25 protein-coding genes are annotated in these 20,858 nt (G+C 34.5%); 21 read left to right on the forward strand and 4 right to left on the reverse strand.

Going from position 1 to position 20,858, the window contains the following annotated elements:
- Positions 1–134: 134 nt before the first annotated feature.
- The 8 genes from mltG to mtnN all read left to right on the forward strand — a co-directional run bounded on the left by mltG (position 135) and on the right by mtnN (position 7,976).
- Entirely contained in the window at positions 135–1,253 is a 1,119-nt protein-coding gene (mltG, locus tag AM499_RS02990; protein ID WP_053588805.1) for an endolytic transglycosylase MltG, read from the forward strand.
- A gap of 115 nt (positions 1,254–1,368) precedes the next feature.
- Positions 1,369–2,004, forward strand: coding sequence for an O-methyltransferase (locus AM499_RS02995; protein WP_053588806.1), 636 nt, complete (start codon positions 1,369–1,371; stop codon positions 2,002–2,004).
- 4 nt (positions 2,005–2,008) lie between these two features.
- Positions 2,009–2,938 carry a peptidase U32 family protein gene (locus AM499_RS03000; RefSeq protein WP_053588807.1) on the forward strand — a complete coding sequence of 310 codons (930 nt, stop codon included), beginning with the start codon at positions 2,009–2,011 and terminating at the stop codon, positions 2,936–2,938.
- 17 nt (positions 2,939–2,955) lie between these two features.
- Positions 2,956–4,230, forward strand: a complete 1,275-nt coding sequence (locus AM499_RS03005) for a peptidase U32 family protein (protein ID WP_053588808.1) — start codon at positions 2,956–2,958, stop codon at positions 4,228–4,230.
- Positions 4,230–4,868, forward strand: coding sequence for a uridine kinase (gene udk, locus AM499_RS03010; protein WP_053588809.1), 639 nt, complete (start codon positions 4,230–4,232; stop codon positions 4,866–4,868). Before AM499_RS03005 ends, udk begins: the two co-directional genes overlap by 1 nt.
- A 106-nt stretch (positions 4,869–4,974) precedes the next feature.
- Positions 4,975–5,454: a transcription elongation factor GreA gene (greA, locus tag AM499_RS03015; protein ID WP_442853781.1), complete on the forward strand. Its 480-nt coding sequence runs from the start codon at positions 4,975–4,977 to the stop codon at positions 5,452–5,454.
- Positions 5,455–5,616: 162 nt separating this feature from the next.
- Complete coding sequence (locus tag AM499_RS03020) at positions 5,617–6,303, forward strand: YrrS family protein (protein WP_053588811.1); 687 nt, start codon at positions 5,617–5,619, stop codon at positions 6,301–6,303.
- A 980-nt stretch (positions 6,304–7,283) separates the two neighbouring features.
- Positions 7,284–7,976, forward strand: a complete 693-nt coding sequence (gene mtnN / locus AM499_RS03025; protein ID WP_053588812.1) for a 5'-methylthioadenosine/S-adenosylhomocysteine nucleosidase — start codon at positions 7,284–7,286, stop codon at positions 7,974–7,976.
- A 196-nt stretch (positions 7,977–8,172) separates the two neighbouring features.
- On the opposite strand, the gene sigK is transcribed toward mtnN, so the two are convergent.
- Positions 8,173–8,901: an RNA polymerase sporulation sigma factor SigK gene (gene sigK, locus AM499_RS03030; protein WP_053592077.1), complete on the reverse strand. Its 729-nt coding sequence runs from the start codon at positions 8,899–8,901 to the stop codon at positions 8,173–8,175.
- Between the two features lie 147 nt (positions 8,902–9,048).
- Entirely contained in the window at positions 9,049–9,588 is a 540-nt protein-coding gene (gene pssA, locus AM499_RS03035) for a CDP-diacylglycerol--serine O-phosphatidyltransferase (RefSeq protein WP_053588813.1), read from the reverse strand.
- A gap of 87 nt (positions 9,589–9,675) precedes the next feature.
- On the opposite strand from pssA, the gene AM499_RS03040 reads away from it, so the two are divergent.
- The 12 genes from AM499_RS03040 to AM499_RS03095 all read left to right on the forward strand — a co-directional run bounded on the left by AM499_RS03040 (position 9,676) and on the right by AM499_RS03095 (position 19,082).
- Positions 9,676–10,458 (forward strand): phosphatidylserine decarboxylase, encoded by a 783-nt coding sequence (locus AM499_RS03040; protein WP_053588814.1) that lies wholly within the window; start codon positions 9,676–9,678, stop codon positions 10,456–10,458.
- A 37-nt stretch (positions 10,459–10,495) separates the two neighbouring features.
- Positions 10,496–11,017: a YqeG family HAD IIIA-type phosphatase gene (locus AM499_RS03045; RefSeq protein ID WP_053588815.1), complete on the forward strand. Its 522-nt coding sequence runs from the start codon at positions 10,496–10,498 to the stop codon at positions 11,015–11,017.
- The gene (yqeH, locus tag AM499_RS03050) at positions 11,014–12,117 is read left to right on the forward strand and encodes a ribosome biogenesis GTPase YqeH (protein WP_053588816.1); all 1,104 of its coding nucleotides are present in this window, start codon (positions 11,014–11,016) and stop codon (positions 12,115–12,117) included. The genes AM499_RS03045 and yqeH overlap by 4 nt, the downstream gene beginning before the upstream one ends.
- A 13-nt stretch (positions 12,118–12,130) precedes the next feature.
- Positions 12,131–12,961 carry a shikimate dehydrogenase gene (aroE, locus tag AM499_RS03055; protein WP_053588817.1) on the forward strand — a complete coding sequence of 277 codons (831 nt, stop codon included), beginning with the start codon at positions 12,131–12,133 and terminating at the stop codon, positions 12,959–12,961.
- Positions 12,948–13,253: a ribosome assembly RNA-binding protein YhbY gene (yhbY, locus tag AM499_RS03060; RefSeq protein WP_053588818.1), complete on the forward strand. Its 306-nt coding sequence runs from the start codon at positions 12,948–12,950 to the stop codon at positions 13,251–13,253. Before aroE ends, yhbY begins: the two co-directional genes overlap by 14 nt.
- Entirely contained in the window at positions 13,250–13,825 is a 576-nt protein-coding gene (locus AM499_RS03065; protein WP_053588819.1) for a nicotinate-nucleotide adenylyltransferase, read from the forward strand. The genes yhbY and AM499_RS03065 overlap by 4 nt, the downstream gene beginning before the upstream one ends.
- The gene (gene yqeK, locus AM499_RS03070; RefSeq protein ID WP_053588820.1) at positions 13,812–14,378 is read left to right on the forward strand and encodes a bis(5'-nucleosyl)-tetraphosphatase (symmetrical) YqeK; all 567 of its coding nucleotides are present in this window, start codon (positions 13,812–13,814) and stop codon (positions 14,376–14,378) included. Before AM499_RS03065 ends, yqeK begins: the two co-directional genes overlap by 14 nt.
- A 4-nt stretch (positions 14,379–14,382) precedes the next feature.
- Positions 14,383–14,733: a ribosome silencing factor gene (gene rsfS / locus AM499_RS03075; protein WP_053588821.1), complete on the forward strand. Its 351-nt coding sequence runs from the start codon at positions 14,383–14,385 to the stop codon at positions 14,731–14,733.
- The gene (locus AM499_RS03080; RefSeq protein WP_053588822.1) at positions 14,733–15,470 is read left to right on the forward strand and encodes a class I SAM-dependent DNA methyltransferase; all 738 of its coding nucleotides are present in this window, start codon (positions 14,733–14,735) and stop codon (positions 15,468–15,470) included. The genes rsfS and AM499_RS03080 overlap by 1 nt, the downstream gene beginning before the upstream one ends.
- A 71-nt stretch (positions 15,471–15,541) precedes the next feature.
- The gene (locus AM499_RS03085; RefSeq protein WP_053588823.1) at positions 15,542–16,162 is read left to right on the forward strand and encodes a helix-hairpin-helix domain-containing protein; all 621 of its coding nucleotides are present in this window, start codon (positions 15,542–15,544) and stop codon (positions 16,160–16,162) included.
- A gap of 74 nt (positions 16,163–16,236) precedes the next feature.
- Positions 16,237–16,800, forward strand: coding sequence for a ComE operon protein 2 (locus tag AM499_RS03090; RefSeq protein ID WP_053588824.1), 564 nt, complete (start codon positions 16,237–16,239; stop codon positions 16,798–16,800).
- A gap of 23 nt (positions 16,801–16,823) precedes the next feature.
- Positions 16,824–19,082, forward strand: a complete 2,259-nt coding sequence (locus AM499_RS03095; RefSeq protein ID WP_231687519.1) for a DNA internalization-related competence protein ComEC/Rec2 — start codon at positions 16,824–16,826, stop codon at positions 19,080–19,082.
- Positions 19,083–19,123: 41 nt separating this feature from the next.
- On the opposite strand, the gene AM499_RS21155 is transcribed toward AM499_RS03095, so the two are convergent.
- The gene (locus AM499_RS21155) at positions 19,124–19,258 is read right to left on the reverse strand and encodes a YqzM family protein (protein ID WP_082355158.1); all 135 of its coding nucleotides are present in this window, start codon (positions 19,256–19,258) and stop codon (positions 19,124–19,126) included.
- A gap of 156 nt (positions 19,259–19,414) precedes the next feature.
- Here AM499_RS21155 and holA point away from each other — a divergent pair, with 156 nt between their 5' ends.
- Entirely contained in the window at positions 19,415–20,419 is a 1,005-nt protein-coding gene (holA, locus tag AM499_RS03100) for a DNA polymerase III subunit delta (RefSeq protein ID WP_053588825.1), read from the forward strand.
- Between the two features lie 41 nt (positions 20,420–20,460).
- On the opposite strand, the gene rpsT is transcribed toward holA, so the two are convergent.
- Entirely contained in the window at positions 20,461–20,709 is a 249-nt protein-coding gene (gene rpsT, locus AM499_RS03105) for a 30S ribosomal protein S20 (protein WP_053588826.1), read from the reverse strand.
- Between the last annotated feature and the right edge of the window lie 149 nt (positions 20,710–20,858).

Genomic DNA, 20,858 nt, shown 5'->3' on the forward strand with positions numbered 1-20,858 from the left:
AGAGAAGTAAATGTCTTTCGGTCTGTGGGCTAACCACAAGCAGAATTCCCTAAAGAAAGAAGGAATCCCTTTAGTATTCCTTGCGCTTTTCTTGTTATCTTGTATAATAAAATGGAAATAAAGGGGGGGAACCCGTGGATAATGAATCAAAAAAAGAGGTAATGTTAGAAAGAATGAAAAACAAGAAAAAAGAAGTAAAAGTTGTTAGAAAAATTGTATTCATAATCGCACTAATCATTCTATTAATTGGTGGGATTGGTGGGTTTATAACGTATAAATATGTAAAAAATGCGTTGGAACCTTTAGATCCAAATTCAGAAGAGACCATTAGTGTTCAAATACCAATTGGCTCGGGACTAGATTCAATTTCTTCTATATTAGAGAAGAGCGGTATAATTAAGGATGCTAAAATATTTAAATACTATGCGAAGTTTAATAATGAATCTAATTTTCAAGCAGGTGATTATAGTTTAACAAAGGCTATGACATTAGATGAGATAATACAAAGTTTAAAAACTGGTAAAGTTTATCGTGAACCAGTATTTACTCTGACAGTTCCTGAAGGATTAACATTAGACCAAATAGGTGCTGTTGTAGAAAAGAAAACAGGACAACCTGCAGATGACTTTGTTAAATTAGTAACAAGTGAAGAATTTGTTGATAGAATGATTGTTAAGTATCCAAATCTTTTAACTGAAGAAATTAAGGGTGAAAATGTTCGATATGCTCTTGAAGGTTATTTATTCCCTGCTACATACCCTTTTTATGTTGAAAAACCTACTCTAGAAGAAATTGTAGAAACAATGATTACTGCAACGGATAGATCGATAGCAAGCTACTATGAACTTCTAGAAGCTGAAGGGAAATCAGTACACTGGTTATTAACATTCGCTTCTTTGTTAGAAGAAGAAGCAACTGCTAAAACAGATCGTGAAACAATTGCAAGTGTATTCTACAATCGTTTGGAGGCAGAGATGCCTTTGCAAACAGACCCGACTGTTCTATATGCCCTTGGCAGTCATAAAGAGCGTGTCCTATTTGAAGATTTAGAAGTGGATAATCCTTACAATACATATCAAAATCAAGGCTTGCCACCGGGACCTATTGCAAATGCAGGGAAATCCTCGATTGATGCTGTATTAGATCCCGCTAAAACGGATTACTTATACTTCTTAGCTGATAAAACGGGACAAAATCATTTTTCGAAGTCATATGAAGAACATCTTCAAAATGTAGACAAATATTTAAAATAAATAATAGGCAGGAGAAGGAACGATATCGCATTCCTTCTCCTGCTATGTTATTATTAGATTTGTTTTTTACATAATTTATCATTAACTAATTTTTAATCTAAAGGGGTAGCACTTTATGGACGTAAGTGAAGAATTTTTGAAAGAGCTAATAAAACCTCGTGCAGAAATTTTTTTAGAGATGGAGAAATATGCAAAAGAAAATCACGTTCCTATTATGCAATTAGCAGGTATGGAATCATTAATTCATTTGCTTTCTTTACAAAAACCAAAAACTCTATTAGAACTCGGTACTGCTATAGGCTATTCCTCGATGCGTATTGCAACAAAATTAACTTCCGCAAATATTGTTACAATCGAAAGAGACGTTGATAAAGCAAACTTAGCTAAAAATTATATTGAACGAGGAAAGCTTCAGGATCGTATCGAAGTAATTATCGGGGATGCATTAGAGATTTCAAATGAAATTTTCAAAGAACAGAAATTTGATGCTATTTTTATTGATGCAGCTAAAGGTCAATATAAGAAATTTTTTGAAAAGTACGCTCCATTGTTAAATGATCGTGGGGTTATTTATTGTGATAATTTATTGTTAAATGGTCTGTCCGAATTACCGATGAGTGAAGTACCACGAAGAAAAAGAACGATGGTACGCAATCAACACCATTTCACACAATGGTTAATGAATCATCCAGACTATGACACGGCTTTTCTTCCAGTTGGAGATGGAATGCTAGTAAGTATTAAGAGGTGAGATTATGAGTAAGGCAGAGCTATTAGTAACTCCAGAAAGTATCGAACATATGAAACATCTTATCGAGGCCGGGGCAGATGCATTTTTAGTAGGTGAGCAATTATTTGGTTTGCGTTTAGCAGGAGAATTTAATTTGAAGAATCTTGAAGTTGCAACTAAACTGGCAAAAGCGCATAATAAAAAAATATATGTAGCGATGAATGGACTTTTTCATAATGATAAAGTAGAACTACTTGCACCATACATGCAAAAACTCCAACAAATCGGGGTAGATGCAATTGTTTTTGGTGATCCAGCTGTTATTATTGCTAGAAGAGAAGCGGGTGTAACTATACCTCTCCATTGGAATACAGAGCAAACAGCAACTAATTATTTCACAGCAAATTACTGGGGAAAACGAGGCGCTTCAAGAGCAGTACTTGCTAGAGAACTTAGTTTGGATGAAGTCATTGAGATTAAAGAAAATGCTGACGTCCAAGTTGAAGTGCAAGTACATGGTATGACCTGCATTTTCCAATCCAAAAGGCCGCTACTTGGTAATTATTTCTTATTTCAAGACAAAGCAATGGAAATAGAAAATCGCTCTAAGAACAAAAACATGTTTTTACATGACAAGGAACGTTCGAACAAATATCCAATTTTTGAAGATCAAAATGGAACTCATATTTTCAGTCCAAACGATATGTGTATGATTGATGAATTAGACGAACTTTTGGATGCTGAAATTGATAGCTTAAAAATTGATGGGGTATTACATGATCCCTCGTATGTAACGCTTGTTACTAGTTTCTACCGTCAAGCAATTGATGCTTACTATAATTCAAAATCGAGCTATAAGGATATTAAAAAAGATCTATTTAACAATATCAAGGAAATACAACCTGCACTAAGACCATTAGATACTGGATTTTTCTTTAAGGAAACAGTTTATTAAGAAAGGGAAGGTTTCAAATGACTATTACGAAAATAGATAAAATTAGTGAACGAATAGATGGTAAACGGGTAATTACAAAAAAACCTGAATTATTAGCTCCTGCTGGTAGCTTAGAAAAACTGAAAATCGCTGTTCATTATGGAGCAGACGCTGTATTCATAGGTGGTCAAGAGTTTGGTCTTCGTTCCAATGCTGGGAACTTTTCCATTGAGGAAATGCGTGAAGGCGTGGAGTTTGCTAATCGATATGGGGCTAAAATCTATGTGACAACCAATATTTTTGCTCATAATGAAAACATGGATGGCTTAGTAGAATATTTACAAGCAGTGGAAGCAGCAGGTGTAACTGGTATCATTGTGGCGGATCCGCTCATAATTGAAACCTGTAGAAAGAATGCTCCCAAACTAGAACTACATTTAAGTACTCAACAATCTTTATCTAACTGGAAAGCAGTCCAATATTGGAAGGAAGAAGGATTAAATCGCGTTGTGCTTGCCCGTGAGACAAGTGGTGATGAAATTCAGTTGATGAAAGAAAAGGTGGATATTGAAATTGAAACATTTATCCACGGAGCCATGTGTATTGCCTATAGCGGAAGATGTACCCTTTCTAATCATATGACTGCTCGAGATTCTAACCGAGGGGGTTGTTGTCAATCCTGCCGTTGGGATTATGATTTATATGCACAGGAAAATGGTGAAGAACAGGCTTTGTTTAACGATAATGACGTTCCTTTTGCTATGAGTCCGAAGGATTTAAAGCTTGTTGAATCTATTCCTAGAATGATTGAGATGGGGATTGATTCATTAAAAATTGAAGGACGCATGAAATCCATACACTATATAGCAACAGTCGTTAGTGTGTATAGAAAAGTGATTGATGCTTATTGTGCTGACCCTGAAAACTTCCAAATGAAGCAAGAATGGTTAGAAGAACTAGATAAGTGTGCTAATCGAGAAACGGATACAGCATTCTTTGAAGGAGAGCCTGGTTTTAAACAACAGATGTATGGGGTACACGATAAAAAATTAGGATTTGATTTTGTAGGACTAGTTTTAGATTATAACGATGAAACGCAAATGGTAACATTACAACAGCGTAATTATTTCAAGTCTGGCGAGGAAGTAGAGTTTTTCGGACCAGAAATTGAAAATGTTCGTATTGTTATAGGTGAGATAAAAAATAGTAAAGGACAAGTATTGGATGCTGCACGACATCCTTTAGAAGTTGTTCAATTTACATGTCCTATAAAATTATATCCAAATAATATGATGAGAAAAGGGATGAAATAATGTCTAATAGAACCCCTCTTATTATTGGGATTGCTGGTGGATCAGGTTCTGGTAAAACAAGTGTTACTAACGCGATTAGTGAAGTATTTAAAGATCATTCAGTAGTAGTAATCGAGCAAGATTATTATTATAAAGATCAAAGTCATTTAAAGTTTGAAGAGCGATTGAACACCAATTATGATCATCCTTTAGCATTCGATAATGATTTACTTATTGAACATGTGAGTAATTTATTGAATAATAAAGCAATAGAAAAGCCAGTGTATGATTATGCACAACATACTCGATCTACAAAAACAATTACAATCGAGCCTAAAGATGTAATAATTCTAGAAGGAATATTAGTATTAGAAGATGAGCGTCTTCGAGATTTAATGGATATTAAATTGTTCGTTGATACTGACTCGGATTTACGAATAATCCGTCGAATACTTCGGGATATAAACGAAAGAGGTCGTACGGTTGATTCTGTAGTAGAGCAATATATTAACGTTGTCCGTCCTATGCATAATCAGTTTATCGAACCGACAAAAAGATATGCGGATGTAATTATTCCTGAAGGCGGACAAAATGAAGTTGCAATTGATTTAATGGTTACAAAAATAAAAACTATTCTTGAAACAGATGTTATTGTATAATATGATGATTGTGGATTGACAATTATTTCATGAAATTCATATCATTATAAATCTCAACATATGAATGGTACATGAATATGTTTTAAGTGTGTATTTAAAGGAGTGTATGGGAGTGTCAACAGAGAAACAATATCCAATGACCGTTGCTGGTAAAAAGAAATTAGAAGAAGAACTAGAACTATTAAAAACGGTTAAACGTAAAGAAGTAGTAGAACGTATTAAAATTGCCAGAAGTTTTGGTGATTTATCGGAGAACTCTGAGTATGATTCTGCAAAAGAAGATCAAGCGTTTGTGGAAGGAAGAATTTCAACAATCGAATCAATGATCAGAAATGCAGTAATTATTGAAGAAGAACAAAATAATGACGTTGTAACGCTAGGGAAAACAGTAACGTTTATTGAAATTCCTGATGGCGATGAGGAAACTTATACAATCGTAGGTTCAGCTGAAGCAGATCCTCTAGAAGGACTTATTTCAAATGATTCTCCAATTGCAAAAGGACTACTTGGTAAATCAACTGGAGATAAAGTTAAAATTGTAACTCCAGGTGGAGAAATGGACGTAGAAATTATCTCAATTTCTTAATATGAAATAGTTTATTCAATCTAAAGAGGTTATAAAACGCTTACATTTGGTTGAGATTAGAGGAGGTAAACAAATTTGTTTACCTCTTATTTAATTTAATCGAAACTATTCGAGTTTTTTAGCGTCTAATACAACTATAATAATCTATAGAGGTGAGATAAGATGTCAGAGAACAATAGAAGAGCGAACTCTAGATTAAATAGAAAGAAAAAAGCAAATAGAATTTTAAATATATTAATAGGTATTGTCTTACTTTTAATCATCGTAGTCGTTGTAAATATAGTAAGTGATGACACGGAAACAACGAAGGAAGAAAAAAATACGGAAGTATCTGAAGAAACGATGAATGATGAAGAAACCGGGTCAACGGTAGCAGACGAGAACGAAACAGAATCTGACCAAAATAATACAACAGAGACCGTAGAAACGGAAGATAAATCCGAATCAAATGAAGAGACACAATCAGAAGAGAATGAAGAAACCAATACAGAAGAAAACACAGAAGAAAATACAGAAGTCATAACAGAGGCTTCTAACGATCCGAATGTCGAAAGTGTAATAATTGATCCAAGCTGGAAACCTATTGGTACTTCACAAACTGGTGAACACGCGTCAAGCTATGATACCAAGTCAGTAGATTGGGCAGAAAAAGTTCAAGCTTTATCGTATGGAGCAGGTTTGGACCCTTCTAATATGTATGTGAAGTTTTTAGGAAACGGCGGTAGTCCTCAAAAATCTATCGGTACTGTAACTTCAAAGGATGGTAACGAAATCTATCGAATTTCATTGGAATGGATCGATGGGGAAGGTTGGAAGCCAACTAAAAAAGAAATTCTTAAGTCACTATAAAACCCCTTTTAAGAAGGGTTGCAGACTGTAGACAAACTCAATTTTGGGTGCATAGAGTTGATGTTAAATTCGGCAAGGGCTCCCACTTCGCTTTCAGTGGGCTTTGCCTCAGCCTCCTCGTTACTGCAAAGACACTGGCCAAATAAAGTTCGGCCAGTGTCTTTCCTGCGGGCTCTTCTGCTCAAGCTTTTGCCACAGGAGTCTTCGTGGGGGCACTTGCCTTATAAACAATTCCTAATAATATCTACTATCATTATTTTTAATTGGATAAAGCAACCTCTTATGGAAGATTTATTTTATTCATAACCGTTTTAAGAATACCATTAACGTCAATCTGAAACGCCTCTTAAGAGGTGTTAAGAACTGTCGGAAACTTAAATACCTATCAAATAGTCACTAAGAGAAATTTATCGCTGCTCTAGAATTGGCTTTCCGCGAGCGAGAGACAAGTCTCCTCGCAGATCTAGCTTGAGGGCACTGAAAAACTTACTTTTTAAATGACGTTGTTGTTTTTTAAAACATAAATAAGGTACTTTCTGTTCAATTTTGAACAGTGAGTGCCTTATTTCTTTGTCTATTCCTAAATCGACATGTATGGTCTTAAATAGGGGGTTTCTTGTGTTGAAATTATGGGGAGCACCTACCTGTATTTATTTAATTTGTTATATAGGTAATCGATATTTTATTAGATAGAAAAAAGTCTTAATTGTAAGCATACAATAGTTGATTTTCGTTTCAGGCGGCGACTCCAGCCGGAATGCATGAGCGAAAAGACCTGAAATGAGCGTAGCGAAATTAATTTTTGCGACGAGCTTTGCGCAGGAGCAAGGGAAGCGGCTGAAGCCATTCCTGTTGAACGCGTCCGCCCGAAACGGAAATTAGCGGGTCCAAAATAAAAATCAAGTTAAGACGCCTCTTGACGTAAGAGGCGTCTTAACTTATTTTTAAATAAGTGCTTTTTTAGAGAGGTGGAAAATAAAATGAAAATAGCTATAATAGGTGCAATGGAACAGGAAGTAGAATTATTAAGAAATGAAATAGAAAATGCTCAAACGGAGATTATTGCAAATAGTGAGTTTACGGTTGGTACGTATAAAGATCGAGAAGTAATTTTATTGAAAAGTGGAATTGGAAAAGTGAATGCAGCAATGACCACTACGATTTTATTAAACCAATTTAAACCGGATTATGTGATTAATACTGGTTCTGCAGGAGGGTATGATCCCGATTTAGAAGTTGGAGCTATTGTGATTTCTAATGAAGTACGTCATCATGATGTAGATGTTACTGCTTTTGGTTATGAAATTGGTCAGGTTCCTCAGCTTCCACCGGCATTTAAGGCTGATACTCACCTAATGCAACTAGCAGAAGAAGCTGTAAAAGAGATTGGTGAACATCAAGCAGCGACTGGATTAATAGCAACTGGTGATATTTTTATGCACAACCCTGAAAAGGTAGAGATTGTTCGTCAGAATTTCCCTCAAATGAAGGCCTGTGAAATGGAAGCAGCGGCTGTTGCTCAAGTATGTCACCAATTCAATGTTCCATTCGTGGTTATCCGTGCTTTATCTGATATTGCAGGAAAAGAGTCTTCTATTAGTTTTGACGAATTTTTACCGGTAGCAGCAAAACATTCGACAGAAATAGTTTTGAATGTTATTGGAAAACTTTAAAACTTCATGAAATTGACAACTTATAAATGAAAAAATTAGTTATATTTACTTATTCTTATGGTATGATGAAAGCATAATAAACGATTTCATTATGCATTAGGAGGAGATAATATGATTTTTCTGATGGCCATGTCTATTTTGATTACTGCAGTTTTAAGTTTTATTATGATTTCGGAGACTAGCGAAGATTAATCCTCTAAGCTCTTTTGGTGTTAGTAGCATCAAGAGAGTTTTTTTCATGGATATAGGACTGATATAGTTTGACTAGTGCACGTTTTTCTATTCGAGAAACGTAACTCCTAGAAATTTTTAATTGTTTTGAAATTTCTTTTTGTGTCATTGGAAGATGACCTAATAATCCGTAACGTCGAACAATTATTTCTAACTCTCTTTTCTCCAAATTGCCTAGGTGCTTGTAAAGTCGACTCATGTCTTCCTGATCAACAAGTTGTTCATCTGTGCTTTTTTCTATTCCTTGTAGTAAATCGGTAATTTCAAGAGAATGTCCGTCTTTATCCATACCAATCGGTTCATGTAAGGACACATCTTTCTGAACTTTTTTTAAGGAACGTAAATACATAAGAATTTCATTTTCAATGCATCTAGCTGCATAAGTGGCTAGCTTTGTTTTTTTTGTTGGTGTATAGCTATTTACTGCCTTCATCAACCCAATAGTTCCAATTGAAATATAATCATCTAAAAGCTCATGTTTTGGGTGGAATTTTTTTACGACGTGTGCGACTAATCGCATGTTTCGTTCTATTAGTTCATCTCTAGCAGATAGATCTCCTGCTAAAAATCGTTCTATCATCACTTTTTCTTCTTCAGGTGTGAAAGGTTGATGGAATGCCTGACCTTTTAGATAACCGAGAACTAGAGGAAGTTCAACGACCATGCTTATAAAAGCAGTGAAAAGACCAGAGATAGTGTTCACCTCCATCTGTTGATAAGTTTAGTATATGTCGAATTAAGCCAAAATATGAAAAGATACGCCATAGCATGTCTCTATCACACAATAGGTGCTCATTGTTTGAACATAAAAAAAAACGACTGCAAATGCAGGCGCTTAATTTCATACTTTTCTTAAAGTAAAAGTGCTAATCATTAATAATGCTAGAATGATAAATAAAAACATATAAGAGACGGAAGGGATATAATTAATAGCAAAATAGGACAAAGTTAGAATTACTCCTGCTACTGTTATTGGAAGCCCTGTAAAATATCCGTTGGACTCTGAAATATTAAAGCGTGCTAATCTAAAAGCACCACATGCTATATAAATAACTGTAATAACCATTCCAACAACACTAAATTCCTGTAAAACCAATGAATAAATGAGGAGTGCTGGAGCGACTCCAAAAGATATAATATCACTCATTGAATCCAACTGCCTGCCTAATTCAGATTCAAGTTGAAGTTTTCTTGCTACCATACCATCAAACCGATCCAATAAACCGGCTACAAATATAAATAAAACACTATATGTGTATAGTTCATTCATTGTTGCCATAATTGCTGCTCCACCAAAAGCAAGATTACCAATGGTAATCATGTTTGCTGCATGTGATTTCAATTTTTTTACTGTATTTGTCATAACGTCTTGTAAATACATTGCAAATCACTCCTTTACAAATAATATATTTGTTCATTATACTTCGGATAAGAAAAAATTGTAAGAGTTTTTCAAAGGGAGACAAAAATGAAAGAGAAAATATACCAATCGATGATTGAGTTAACAAATGGAAAATGGTCTTCGGTCATCCTTAAAGGGTTTGCCCAATCCAAACTTAGTAAAAAGCTCATACCATCTTATATTAAATATTTTAATATATCAATTCAAGAAATAACTAGTAAGATGGATGATTTTTCTTCATTACATGATTTTTTTATTCGTCATGTGAAGGATGAATCTAGACCTATCATGAGCACTGAAAATGCGATTATAAGCCCTGTTGACGCTACAGTAGAAAAAATAGGAGATATAACAGCTAATGGAGTATTCCATGTTAAAGGAAAAACTTATTCTCTTCACAATATGTTAGGAACAGAGAAAATAGCAGAAGAGTATGTGAATGGAAAATATATTGTATTATATTTGAGTCCGGCAGAATATCATCGTATCCATGCGCCTGTAAATGGGAAAGTACTTCGCCAGTATGTTCTTGGAAAAAAATCATACCCAGTAAACAAGTGGGGACTTATGTATGGCAAAAATACAATTAGCGGAAACTATCGTTTACTAACTGAGTTAGAAATGCCAAATAATAAAAAATGTTTTTTTATTAAAGTAGGGGCTATGTTTGTGAATTCAATTGAATTGACAAATAAAACTAAAGAATGGTCAAAGGGAGAAGAAGTGGGATATTTTTCTTTTGGTTCTACGGTTGTAATGTTCTTTTCAGAAGAAAGTATTGAATTTGCAACGACGATTCGTGAAGGTCATTTTATACGAATGGGTGAGTTAGTAGCAAATATGCTATAATCGATAAAGAAAATGCATCGAATTGGAGTGTTCGTAGTTGTATCAAAATTTTATACCGAGTGAATTTGTAAGAAGCGTCTTCCATATTAAGCCTGAGTTGCTAAAGGAAAAGGGTATTAGAGGCATAATTACAGATTTAGATAACACATTAGTAGAATGGGATCGTCCAGATGCTACACCTAAACTAATTGAATGGTTTGCAAGCATGAAGGCTGCTGGTATTCAAGTGACAATTGTATCTAATAATAATGAGATGCGAGTTCAATCTTTCGCGGATCCGCTTGGAATTCCCTTTATATATAAAGCAAGAAAACCATTTGGGAAAGCTTTTCAGCTAGCATTGAAAATAATGTCTGTAAAAAAAGAAGAAGTAGTAGTTATAGGCGATCAACTATTAACGGACGTATTTGGTGGAAACAGACAAAAGCTACATACTATATTAGTTATTCCTGTAGCAAAATCGGATGGTTTCTTTACGAAATTTAACCGTTTAGTGGAGCGAAGAATTTTTCGTTATTTGGATAAAAAAGGACAAGTTACATGGGAGGAAGAAGAGTGACAGAAACACCAAAATGTATCGGTTGTGGTACAACTATTCAAACAGAAAATATTGGGGATCCTGGTTATGCACCTGCATCTTCGTTAGAAAAAGATTTTATCATTTGTCAGCGTTGTTTTCGTCTAAAAAACTACAATGAATTACAGCCAGTATCTTTGACGGATGATGATTTTTTAAGAATATTAAACGGTCTGGGTAAACAAAAAGGATTAATCGTTAAAATAGTAGATATATTTGATTTTAATGGTAGCTGGCTTCCAGGATTGCATCGCTTTGTAGGAAATAATCCAATTCTATTAATAGCAAACAAAGCTGATTTGCTACCAAAATCAGTAAAGAAAAATAAAGTGATAAATTGGATGAAGCAAGAATCGAAGAAGTTGGGACTTTCTCCAATTGATGTACTTTTTGTTAGTGCGCATAAAGGGACTGGAATGACCGAAGCAATCGAAGCAATTGAACATTACCGTAAAGGGGAAAATGTGTATGTTGTCGGTTGTACAAATGTTGGGAAGTCAACCTTTATAAACAGAATCATTAAACATGCAACGGGAGAAGATGCAGTTATTACAACTTCTCATTTTCCTGGAACTACACTGGATATGATAGAGATTCCTTTAGACGATTCAAAAGCTTTATTTGATACGCCCGGGATTATTAATCACCACCAGATGGCGCATTATTTAGATCCAACTGAACTTAAATTTATTACTCCTAAGAAAGAAATAAAACCGAAAGTATTCCAATTGAATAGTGAACAAACATTATTTTTAGGTGGCTTATCTCGTTTTGATTTTATTAAGGGTGATAGATCTGCTTTTACATGTCATATTGCTAATGATATTCCGATACATCGCACAAAATTGGAAAATGCGGATAATTTATATAAAGAGCATAAAGGAAAGTTATTGTCACCTCCATCCGAGCAATTTGCGGACAAGCTACCTCCATTGGTAAGACATGAATTTAAAATCAAGGATGCGAAAACAGATATTGTTTTTTCTGGTTTAGGATGGATAACGGTACAACATGGCGACGCTATTGTAGCTGCTCATGCTCCAGCTGGTGTAGAAGTTTCAATCCGTCCATCGCTTATTTAGGAGTGTAAACACAATGAAAAAATGGTTTGCAGTTATAGGGAATCCTATTTCTCACTCTCTATCCCCATTTATGCATGAAAAATGGCTTAGTGAGCTGGAGATAGACGCTTCTTATATACCTATTCATGTCGAAGAAGACAACTTAGAAGAAGCAATAATGGGTTTAAAGCTTCTTGGTTGTAGTGGATGGAATGTAACCGTTCCTTATAAGGAAGCGATTATTCCATTTCTAGATGATATTGATGAATCTGCAAAGGGTATAGGAGCGGTTAACACTGTAGTGAAAACAAGAGATAATCGATTTATTGGTTATAATACAGATGGTTTTGGATTTATTAAATCACTTGGTCCCATTAATTTGGAGGACAACATTTTAATTATTGGTGCTGGAGGGGCTGCTAGAGGTATTGTAAATGCATTTAAACAAGGTGGATTTACTAATATTACAATAGCGAACAGAACAGCTAAGAATGCAGAAAAAATGATCCATGACTTACAAATTGGTCTTTTCATCACCTTAAACGAAGCGGAAGCACAATTGAATTCATTTGATATAGTTGTACAAACAACTCCGCAAGGGATGAAAAATCAAGCAAATACATTACCAATACAACTAAATAAATTAAAAGAGCATGCAATTGTTGCGGATATTGTATATAATCCTTTAGTTACTCCCTTTTTAGAGGAAGCAACAAAATATAACGCTAGAACTATTAATGGGTTAGGAATGCTCGTACATCAGGGTGCAATCGCGTTCTCTTATTGGAATGGTGTATATCCAAAGTCAGAAGATATGATAGATCGTTTAACAGAAAATTTAGGAGGAAATTATGTTAACAGGTAAACAAAAAAGATTTTTACGAAGTGAAGCACACCATTTATCACCTATTTTCCAAGTAGGAAAAGGCGGAGTAAATGAGGCAATGATAAAACAAATCGGGGAAGCACTAGAAGTTCGCGAATTGATTAAAATTAGTATTTTACAAAACTGTGAAGACGAAAAGCATGAAGTAGCAGAAGCACTAGCAAAAGGTGCAAATGCAGAATTAGTGCAATTAATCGGCTTAACAGTTGTATTATACAAACCTTCTAAGAACAATAAGCGAATCGAGCTTCCAAAAGCGAGTCGTGCATGAGTAAAAAAGTAGGAATTTTAGGTGGTACCTTTAATCCTCCACATATGGGTCATTTAATCATTGCGAACGAAGTGTTACATGCGTTGAACTTAGATGAAATACGTTTCATGCCAAATGCTACCCCACCACATAAAAAGAAAGATGAACACGTTTCAGAAGCTAATCGACTGAAGATGGTAAAACTAGCAATAAAGGATATGCCAAAAATGAATGTAGAAACAATTGAATTAGAACGTGGTGGTACTTCCTATACGTTTGATACAATGGAGCTTTTGCAAGAAAGGGAGCCATCGACTACATTCTTTTTCATTATTGGTGGAGATCAAGTTGAATATTTACCGAAATGGCACCGTGTAGAAGAGTTAGTAAAAAAAGTGCAAATTGTAGGAGTACCTAGACCAAATACTACATTTGAAACTGCATATCCTATTATTAAATTGGATATCCCACAAATCGAATTATCTTCCACGATTGTAAGGAATCGTCTACAGAATGGAAAAACAACGAAGTTTCTCCTTCCAGAATCTGTTAAAGATTTCATTCAAAGGGAGAAGTTATATGAAGAACGTTGATCTACTAGAAAAGATTAAAGATCGTATGCCTCCTAAACGTTTTGAACATACAAAAGGTGTAGCTAAAACGGCAATACATTTAGCAGAAAAATACGGGGAAGATAAAGAAAAAGCAGAAATAGCTGGGATCTTACACGACGTAGTAAAATTTGCGGATAAAGATTGGTTGAAACACAATATCTTATCTGAACATCTGGACCCGATGCTATTAACGTTTCATCATGAACTATGGCATGGTCCTGTTGGAAGTATCGTAGCGAAAAAAGAATTTTTTATTGAAGACGAAGACATACTTCATGCTATACGCTTTCATACTACGGGTAGAGCAGGTATGTCCAATTTGGAAAAAATTATTTATATAGCAGATATGATTGAACCAAGTCGAAGTTTCCCAGGCATTGAAGTCTTACGTGATAAGGCAGAAATTGATTTAGAAGATGCCATGATCAGTTGTGTGACACATAGTATAAAATTTTTAATTGAAAAAAAACAACCGGTTTATCCGGATTCATTTCATTGTTACAATGATTTGTTAAATAGAAAGGAAAAGTGAAGGAATGAATTCTTCAAAATTACTAGAAATTGCTTATAAAGCAGCAGACGACAAACGTGCAGATGATATTGTCGTACTGAATATGCAAGGGATATCTTTACTTGCAGATTATTTTTTGATTTGCCACGCAAGTTCTGATCGTCAAGTCCAAGCAATTGCAAAAGAACTTTCAGAACAAGCAGCTGTAGCTGGGTTTAATGTAAAACGTTTAGAAGGTTTTGATGAAGCACGTTGGATTTTAGTTGATATGGGAGACGTTGTTGCCCATGTGTTCCATAAAGATGAGCGTACTTATTACAATTTAGAGCGTCTTTGGGGAGATGCACCATTGATTGAAGTAGGGCTTGATGCATAATGGCTATGTACGATCAGTTTGCATTTATATATGATCGATTGATGTCAGATATACCTTATGCAAAGTATGCGGAATGGGTGCAAACAAAAGCACCCCATTCTGCAGGGAAAAAACTGGTTGATATTGGATGTGGTACAGGAGTATTAAGCGTCCAATTTGCAAAAGCAGGATATGATGTAATTGGTGTAGATTTGTCAGAATCGATGCTGACAGTTGCTCAAAATCGTAGTTTGGATAATAATGTCCAAGTCTCGTTTATTTGTCAGTCTATGTCTGAAATGGATGGTTTCGAAGGTATAGATGTTGCAGTGATCGCTATTGATTCTATAAATTATTTAGAGAAACTGGAAGAAGTGAAACAAACTTTTCAACATATTTACCACTCCTTGGTAGAAGGTGGACAACTATTTTTCGATGTCCATTCACTATTCAAAATGGATGAAATATATCCGAATGGCCCATTTACATATGAGGATGAGCAAGTGGCATATATTTGGAATACTGAAATTGGCGAAGAGAGTCATTCTATTTATCATGATATTACATTTTTTGTTCGTGACGAGGCTGGTTATTACGAACGATTTGAAGAGTCACATTACCAACGAACCTTTCCGGTTGAAACATATATAAACCTATTAAAAGAAATTGGTTTTTCTTCCATTTCTAACTCCACTTCTATATTTGGAGAACAATCTCAAGATGAGATTGAAAGATTCTTTATCCACGCTGTAAAATAAGTCTTTCATTTAAGAGGTAAATTTAGTATAGTTTGGGTAACTCCATATAATTTACCTCTTCCTATGAGAGGATGATATTTCTGGTACTTTCTATTTTTCAGAAAAACAAGAAAAAACTGTTGCTCCCAACTTCAGTTGCATTAGCATTCCTTTTTTTTATCATTCAATCCCACTTTAACTCCGCTAATTCCACAGCGGATTCAATTCAACCTATCCCTATAAATGAAGCAATTCAACCACAAGAATCATCAACTGAGTTCTTAGAGGACAATCGAATATTTGTCGAAGTAAAAGGAGCAGTCAATATGCCTGGTGTATATGAACTAGCCCCTGAGGATCGCGTATTAAATGCAATTGAGCTTGCAGGAGGTTATTTGCCAACAAGTGATAGTAAAGGTATTAATCATGCGCAAAAAGTAGAAGACGAGATGGTTATCTATGTTCCGGTAGAAGGCGAAGAAGTAGAAACTCTCTTGAGTTCTTCTGGTGAATCCTCTAACCTTGTAAACATTAATACAGCAGATATAGCTTTACTCACTACGTTACCAGGTATAGGACCAGCAAAAGCAGAATCGATTATAGCTTATCGAAATGAACAAGGAATCTTTAAAGAAACCGCAGATTTAATGAAAGTAACAGGTATTGGTACTAAAACGTTTGAAAAGTTAGAGTCTTTAATAACTATAAAGTAAAAATTTGTGTTGTTGACGTGTGATTGGACAAACTACTAAACTAAAGGAAGTATTATTATTTAGGAGGTAGTTATATGGAGCGTATTACATGGGACCAATTTTTTATGGCACAAAGCCATTTACTTGCTTTAAGAAGTACATGTACACGGTTAGGAGTAGGAGCAACAATTGTTCGAGATCGTCGAATTATGGCAGGAGGCTATAATGGCTCGATTTCTGGAGGAGACCATTGTATCGATCACGGTTGTTATGTAGTTGATAATCATTGTGTTCGAACTATTCATGCAGAGATGAATGCTCTTTTGCAATGTTCTAAGTATGGTATTTCGGTGAATGGGGCAGATTTATATGTTACACATTTTCCTTGCTTACCTTGTACGAAATCTATCATTCAAGCTGGGGTTTCTCGTCTTTACTATGCACAGGATTATAAAAATAACCAATATGCAGTAGAGCTTCTAGAGCAATCCGGTGTACAAATCATCCATGTACCATTTGATGATCGAAAAATCGACTTCTTAAGTGACGAAAAAGTTGAATTATATATGGAACTTCTTACAAAACTTCGTGAGAAAGGAGCGAGTAAAGAAGAATTGGTACCTTATGAAACGAAGGTGGCAGAGTTATTCGGTCTTTAAATATAAAAGGAAATATTATTTATATGGCCTTATCAGTAGTTGTTGCTTCCATAGCAGCGTATGAATCGATAAGGCTTTTGTTTTTATTAGTACTGATCGTATTTTGGCTACTATATAAAGGAAAACAATTATTGTTAATTGTGCTGGTTGTCATTTTTGGTAGTTCTTCCTACATGTACTTTACTTACAGCATTCCAGCACCTTCTGAAAATGTTGCTGTGAATAAAATTACCTGGACAGATAGCTACAGGATCAACGGTAGCTATTTACGAGGATTTGCCTTTGGAGATGATCAACAAAAATGGTATGTTCAATTAAAAATTAAATCAGAACAACAAAAAAAAGTATTCTTAAACGAGTCGATTGCTGGTAAAAGTTTTCTAATTGAGTCGCAAGAAATTTTAAAAGCCCCTTTATCTCATATGTATGCTTTTGATATGGAAGCATATATAAAAAGTAATGGAGCTGTCGGACAAATAGAGGTACAGAAATATCAGCTTGTAGGAAATGAGAAAAGCTTTGTCAGTTTTATGGCGGAAAAAAGATTTGATATGAAACAACATATTCAGTCGACATTTCCACACTCATTACAATCTGAAGCGGAAGCATTGTTAATCGGAAGTGGTGAACAAATGCCAACAGATTTACAAGTGGCCTATCAAACCTTGGGTATAACACATCTTTTTGCTATCTCAGGACTTCATGTTGCACTAATAACCCTCATTTTGTACGAACTACTCATTCGCATTGGAGTTAGAAAAGAATCCGCAAGTTGGCTGTTAATTTTAGTGCTTCCTATTTATGCATTGTTAGCTGGAGGAGCACCATCTGTATGGAGATCTGTTTCCGTTACTGAAATAGTATTAATAAGTATGGCATATAGGAAAAAAATTGCTATGGATGATGCTTTTTCGCTAAGTATTATCGGATTTGTATTCATTAGCCCTTGGGTTGTATATCAAATTGGTTTTCAATTATCATACTTAGCTGCTTTTTCACTAATCTATTCATCTGTACTTTTAAATACTAGCTCCTCTTATTTAAAGCAATCATTCATGATTACAGCTGTATGTCAATTAATCGTTTATCCTATTCTACTTTATCATTTTTATGAGGTATCGATATCTTCCTTTTTAGCAAATCTACTTTTTGTACCTTTATTTTCTTTTCTCATTCTACCAATAAATATCTTCCTCTTATTTTTAACCTATCTCTCAACTTCTATTAGTGGGTTTATGTTTTCAATGTACGAGCCTATTCGTGTTAAGTTGGAAACATTCATCTTATATATTGGTCATCTGCCATTTCAATTATGGAATCCAATGAAACCTTCACTAACAATCGTGTTTTTTGCTTATTTAACTGTGTTTTTCTTTTTTGTTTGTTTTGAAAAGAGAAAGAGAATAATTATTGCAACAATTACACTACTTATTCCGATAGTTTTTATGCATATCAAACCATATTTGAATTCGTCCACATGGATTAGCTTTCTTAATGTTGGACAAGGGGATTGTATTATTATTGAAATGCCCTACAGAAAAGAAGTGATCATGATTGACACAGGGGGACTGTTAAGGTTCGAACAGGATTCCTGGAAAGAAACTGATGAAAAATATGAGGTTGGGAGACAAATTGTTGTACCTTTTTTAAAAGGGAGAGGAATAACAAAGATTGACACTCTCGTTATAACGCATGCAGATGCAGATCACATGGAAGGTGCTGAGGAAGTCTTAGAAGAAATAAAAATAGAACAAGTTCATATTACCCCTGATTCCACTCAAAAAGAAGTGATGAATGATTTAATAAAGGAAATAAGGAAACAAAATATACCTGTGCTTGAAAAGATTGCAGGTGATCACATAGAGTCTAAATATTTTCAACTTCAATATATTTATCCGTTTGATAATATGTATGAGGGAAATAATGACTCACTCGTATTGTCTATGAAAAATGCCTATTTTCATGGATTGTTTATGGGTGATTTAGAGAAGGAGGGGGAAGAGGAGCTTATTTCAAGCTATGCAAGCGCAATTAAACAGCTTACTTTATTAAAATTAGGACATCATGGAAGCAAAACATCTAGTATTGAATCTTTCTTAGAGCTGACTGAGCCTGACATCTCCATAATCTCAGCTGGATATAATAATCGTTATGGACATCCCCATCCAGAAGTAGTAGAGAGATTAAACAGGTTAAATCTACCTTATTTACAAACTGGAAAGGATGGGACGATTCAAGTAGAAATAAAAAAGAATGGAAAAATAATGATTTCTACACCATAAAAGAAAAAGAGTTCTGTCGAATGACAAAACCCTTCTCTGTTTTATCGAGCGATGAACTCAATAATTACGGCAATAGCGAACATTATTGTAAAAAATCCAAAGGAGACTACGAAACCTACGCCTGAGTCGATAGCGTCGTTACGTTTCGACTGTACATTTTGTTCAAACTGATTCATTGATACCCCTCCTATTTCCACCTAATTATAAAGTATTATATATAAAAAATCTACATGGAAACGGTCAATTTTCTATTCACTGCTATAATGTCACAAATTATTCATTTATTCTACTGTATAATAAAATTATTAAAGTTAAACAAGGGGATTTATAAAATGATTTCAGAAAAATGGATGCAAATAGCAAATAATAAAATAGCGGATGTTTATTTATTATATGGAACGGAAGCCTATTTTATCGAAGAAACTTTAAAAAAACTTAAGAGACAATTAAGTGAAAATGGAGAAGTAGAAGTTATAAATTTTGATCTGGAAGAAAACAATATAGAAGAAGTTATTTATGAAGCAGATACTATTCCTTTTTTCTCTGATCGTAAATTAGTAATTGCAAAAAATGCCTTCTTTTTAAAAGCAGCTGAAAAAGGGAAAGAGAAAATTGTCCATGATACAGTAGTTTTAGAAAAATGGGTTCAAAGTCCATCTCCTACTTCAGTTACGGTTTTTATTGCGCCTTATGAAAAACTTGATGAAAGAAAAAAAATAACAAAAGCGATGAAACAACATGCTGAAGTAATTGAAGCTTCTAGTTTACAAGCTCATGACTTAAAAGGTTGGATTTTGCATGAGGTTTCTAATCTTGGGAAAACAATCTCCGATGAGGCAGTAGAAGGTTTAATAGAAATCGGTGGAACAAATTTAGTTCATTTACAAACAGAATTAATGAAAATTACGACTTACTTAGGGGAACAGGAAGAAATTGATATTAATACGGTGAAGTTGCTTCTCGTTAGAACATTAGAACAAGATGTTTTTTCTTTAGGAAATGCCTATTTAACGGGAAACAAAGGGGAAGCAATCGAAATATATCATGACTTATTAAAACGAAAAGAAGACCCACTTAAGCTAAATGCTCTAATAGCGACTCAGGTACGTTTAATGATACAAGTAGGGCATTTAAAGAAAAGAGGATATCACGCACAACAAATTGCAAATCAACTAAAAGTGCACCCTTATCGAGTGAAGCTATTATTTGATAATCCTAATCTACAAAATGAAAAAAAATTGCTTTCAACTTTAAATGATCTTGCAACAGTGGACTTGCAACTAAAAACATTAAATATTAATCGAGATAGAATTTTAGAAATGTTTTTGATGAAATAAAAAAGAAAGACTGGCCGATGAATCGGATCCAGTCTTTTTACTTACGCTTTTTTCATTAATTGAGCTTTCTTGCGAGTAGCTGCGTTTTTATGAATTAAACCTTTAGAAGCTGCTTTTTCAACTTGTTGAATTGCAGTTTTAATAAGTTCTTTTGCGTTTTCGTCGTTATTAAGTGCAGCAGTGTCAGCTTTTTTTACAGCAGTACGCATAGCTGATTTTGCTTTTGCATTTTGAGCGTTTAACGTCTCGTTTTTCTTAACACGTTTAATAGCAGATTTAATATTTGGCATACCTTTCACCTCCTAATAAGGTCTGAGATGATACTTTTATGTGTTGAAAACTGTCTAATACAACAAGCATTATTTTAACAAACGAAAAAACAAATTGCAATATATAAATGCAAAGAATATTTACTTGACACATCGTACAAACTATTTAG

The organism is Bacillus sp. FJAT-22090, from assembly GCF_001278755.1.
In the GTDB taxonomy this organism is placed as follows: domain Bacteria; phylum Bacillota; class Bacilli; order Bacillales_A; family Planococcaceae; genus Psychrobacillus.

Coding starts and splice junctions, on each gene's coding strand:
- AM499_RS02995 (WP_053588806.1), top strand. CDS start 1,369: ATGGACGTAAGTGAAGAATTTTTGAAAGAGCTAATAAAACCTCGTGCA.
- AM499_RS03000 (WP_053588807.1), top strand. CDS start 2,009: ATGAGTAAGGCAGAGCTATTAGTAACTCCAGAAAGTATCGAACATATG.
- AM499_RS03005 (WP_053588808.1), top strand. CDS start 2,956: ATGACTATTACGAAAATAGATAAAATTAGTGAACGAATAGATGGTAAA.
- udk (WP_053588809.1), top strand. CDS start 4,230: ATGTCTAATAGAACCCCTCTTATTATTGGGATTGCTGGTGGATCAGGT.
- greA (WP_442853781.1), top strand. CDS start 4,975: ATGGGAGTGTCAACAGAGAAACAATATCCAATGACCGTTGCTGGTAAA.
- AM499_RS03020 (WP_053588811.1), top strand. CDS start 5,617: ATGTCAGAGAACAATAGAAGAGCGAACTCTAGATTAAATAGAAAGAAA.
- mtnN (WP_053588812.1), top strand. CDS start 7,284: ATGAAAATAGCTATAATAGGTGCAATGGAACAGGAAGTAGAATTATTA.
- pssA (WP_053588813.1), bottom strand. CDS start 9,588: ATGTATTTACAAGACGTTATGACAAATACAGTAAAAAAATTGAAATCA.
- AM499_RS03040 (WP_053588814.1), top strand. CDS start 9,676: ATGAAAGAGAAAATATACCAATCGATGATTGAGTTAACAAATGGAAAA.
- aroE (WP_053588817.1), top strand. CDS start 12,131: ATGAAAAAATGGTTTGCAGTTATAGGGAATCCTATTTCTCACTCTCTA.
- yhbY (WP_053588818.1), top strand. CDS start 12,948: ATGTTAACAGGTAAACAAAAAAGATTTTTACGAAGTGAAGCACACCAT.
- AM499_RS03065 (WP_053588819.1), top strand. CDS start 13,250: ATGAGTAAAAAAGTAGGAATTTTAGGTGGTACCTTTAATCCTCCACAT.
- yqeK (WP_053588820.1), top strand. CDS start 13,812: ATGAAGAACGTTGATCTACTAGAAAAGATTAAAGATCGTATGCCTCCT.
- rsfS (WP_053588821.1), top strand. CDS start 14,383: ATGAATTCTTCAAAATTACTAGAAATTGCTTATAAAGCAGCAGACGAC.
- AM499_RS03080 (WP_053588822.1), top strand. CDS start 14,733: ATGGCTATGTACGATCAGTTTGCATTTATATATGATCGATTGATGTCA.
- AM499_RS03085 (WP_053588823.1), top strand. CDS start 15,542: ATGATATTTCTGGTACTTTCTATTTTTCAGAAAAACAAGAAAAAACTG.
- AM499_RS03090 (WP_053588824.1), top strand. CDS start 16,237: ATGGAGCGTATTACATGGGACCAATTTTTTATGGCACAAAGCCATTTA.
- AM499_RS03095 (WP_231687519.1), top strand. CDS start 16,824: ATGGCCTTATCAGTAGTTGTTGCTTCCATAGCAGCGTATGAATCGATA.
- AM499_RS21155 (WP_082355158.1), bottom strand. CDS start 19,258: ATGAATCAGTTTGAACAAAATGTACAGTCGAAACGTAACGACGCTATC.
- holA (WP_053588825.1), top strand. CDS start 19,415: ATGATTTCAGAAAAATGGATGCAAATAGCAAATAATAAAATAGCGGAT.
- rpsT (WP_053588826.1), bottom strand. CDS start 20,709: ATGCCAAATATTAAATCTGCTATTAAACGTGTTAAGAAAAACGAGACG.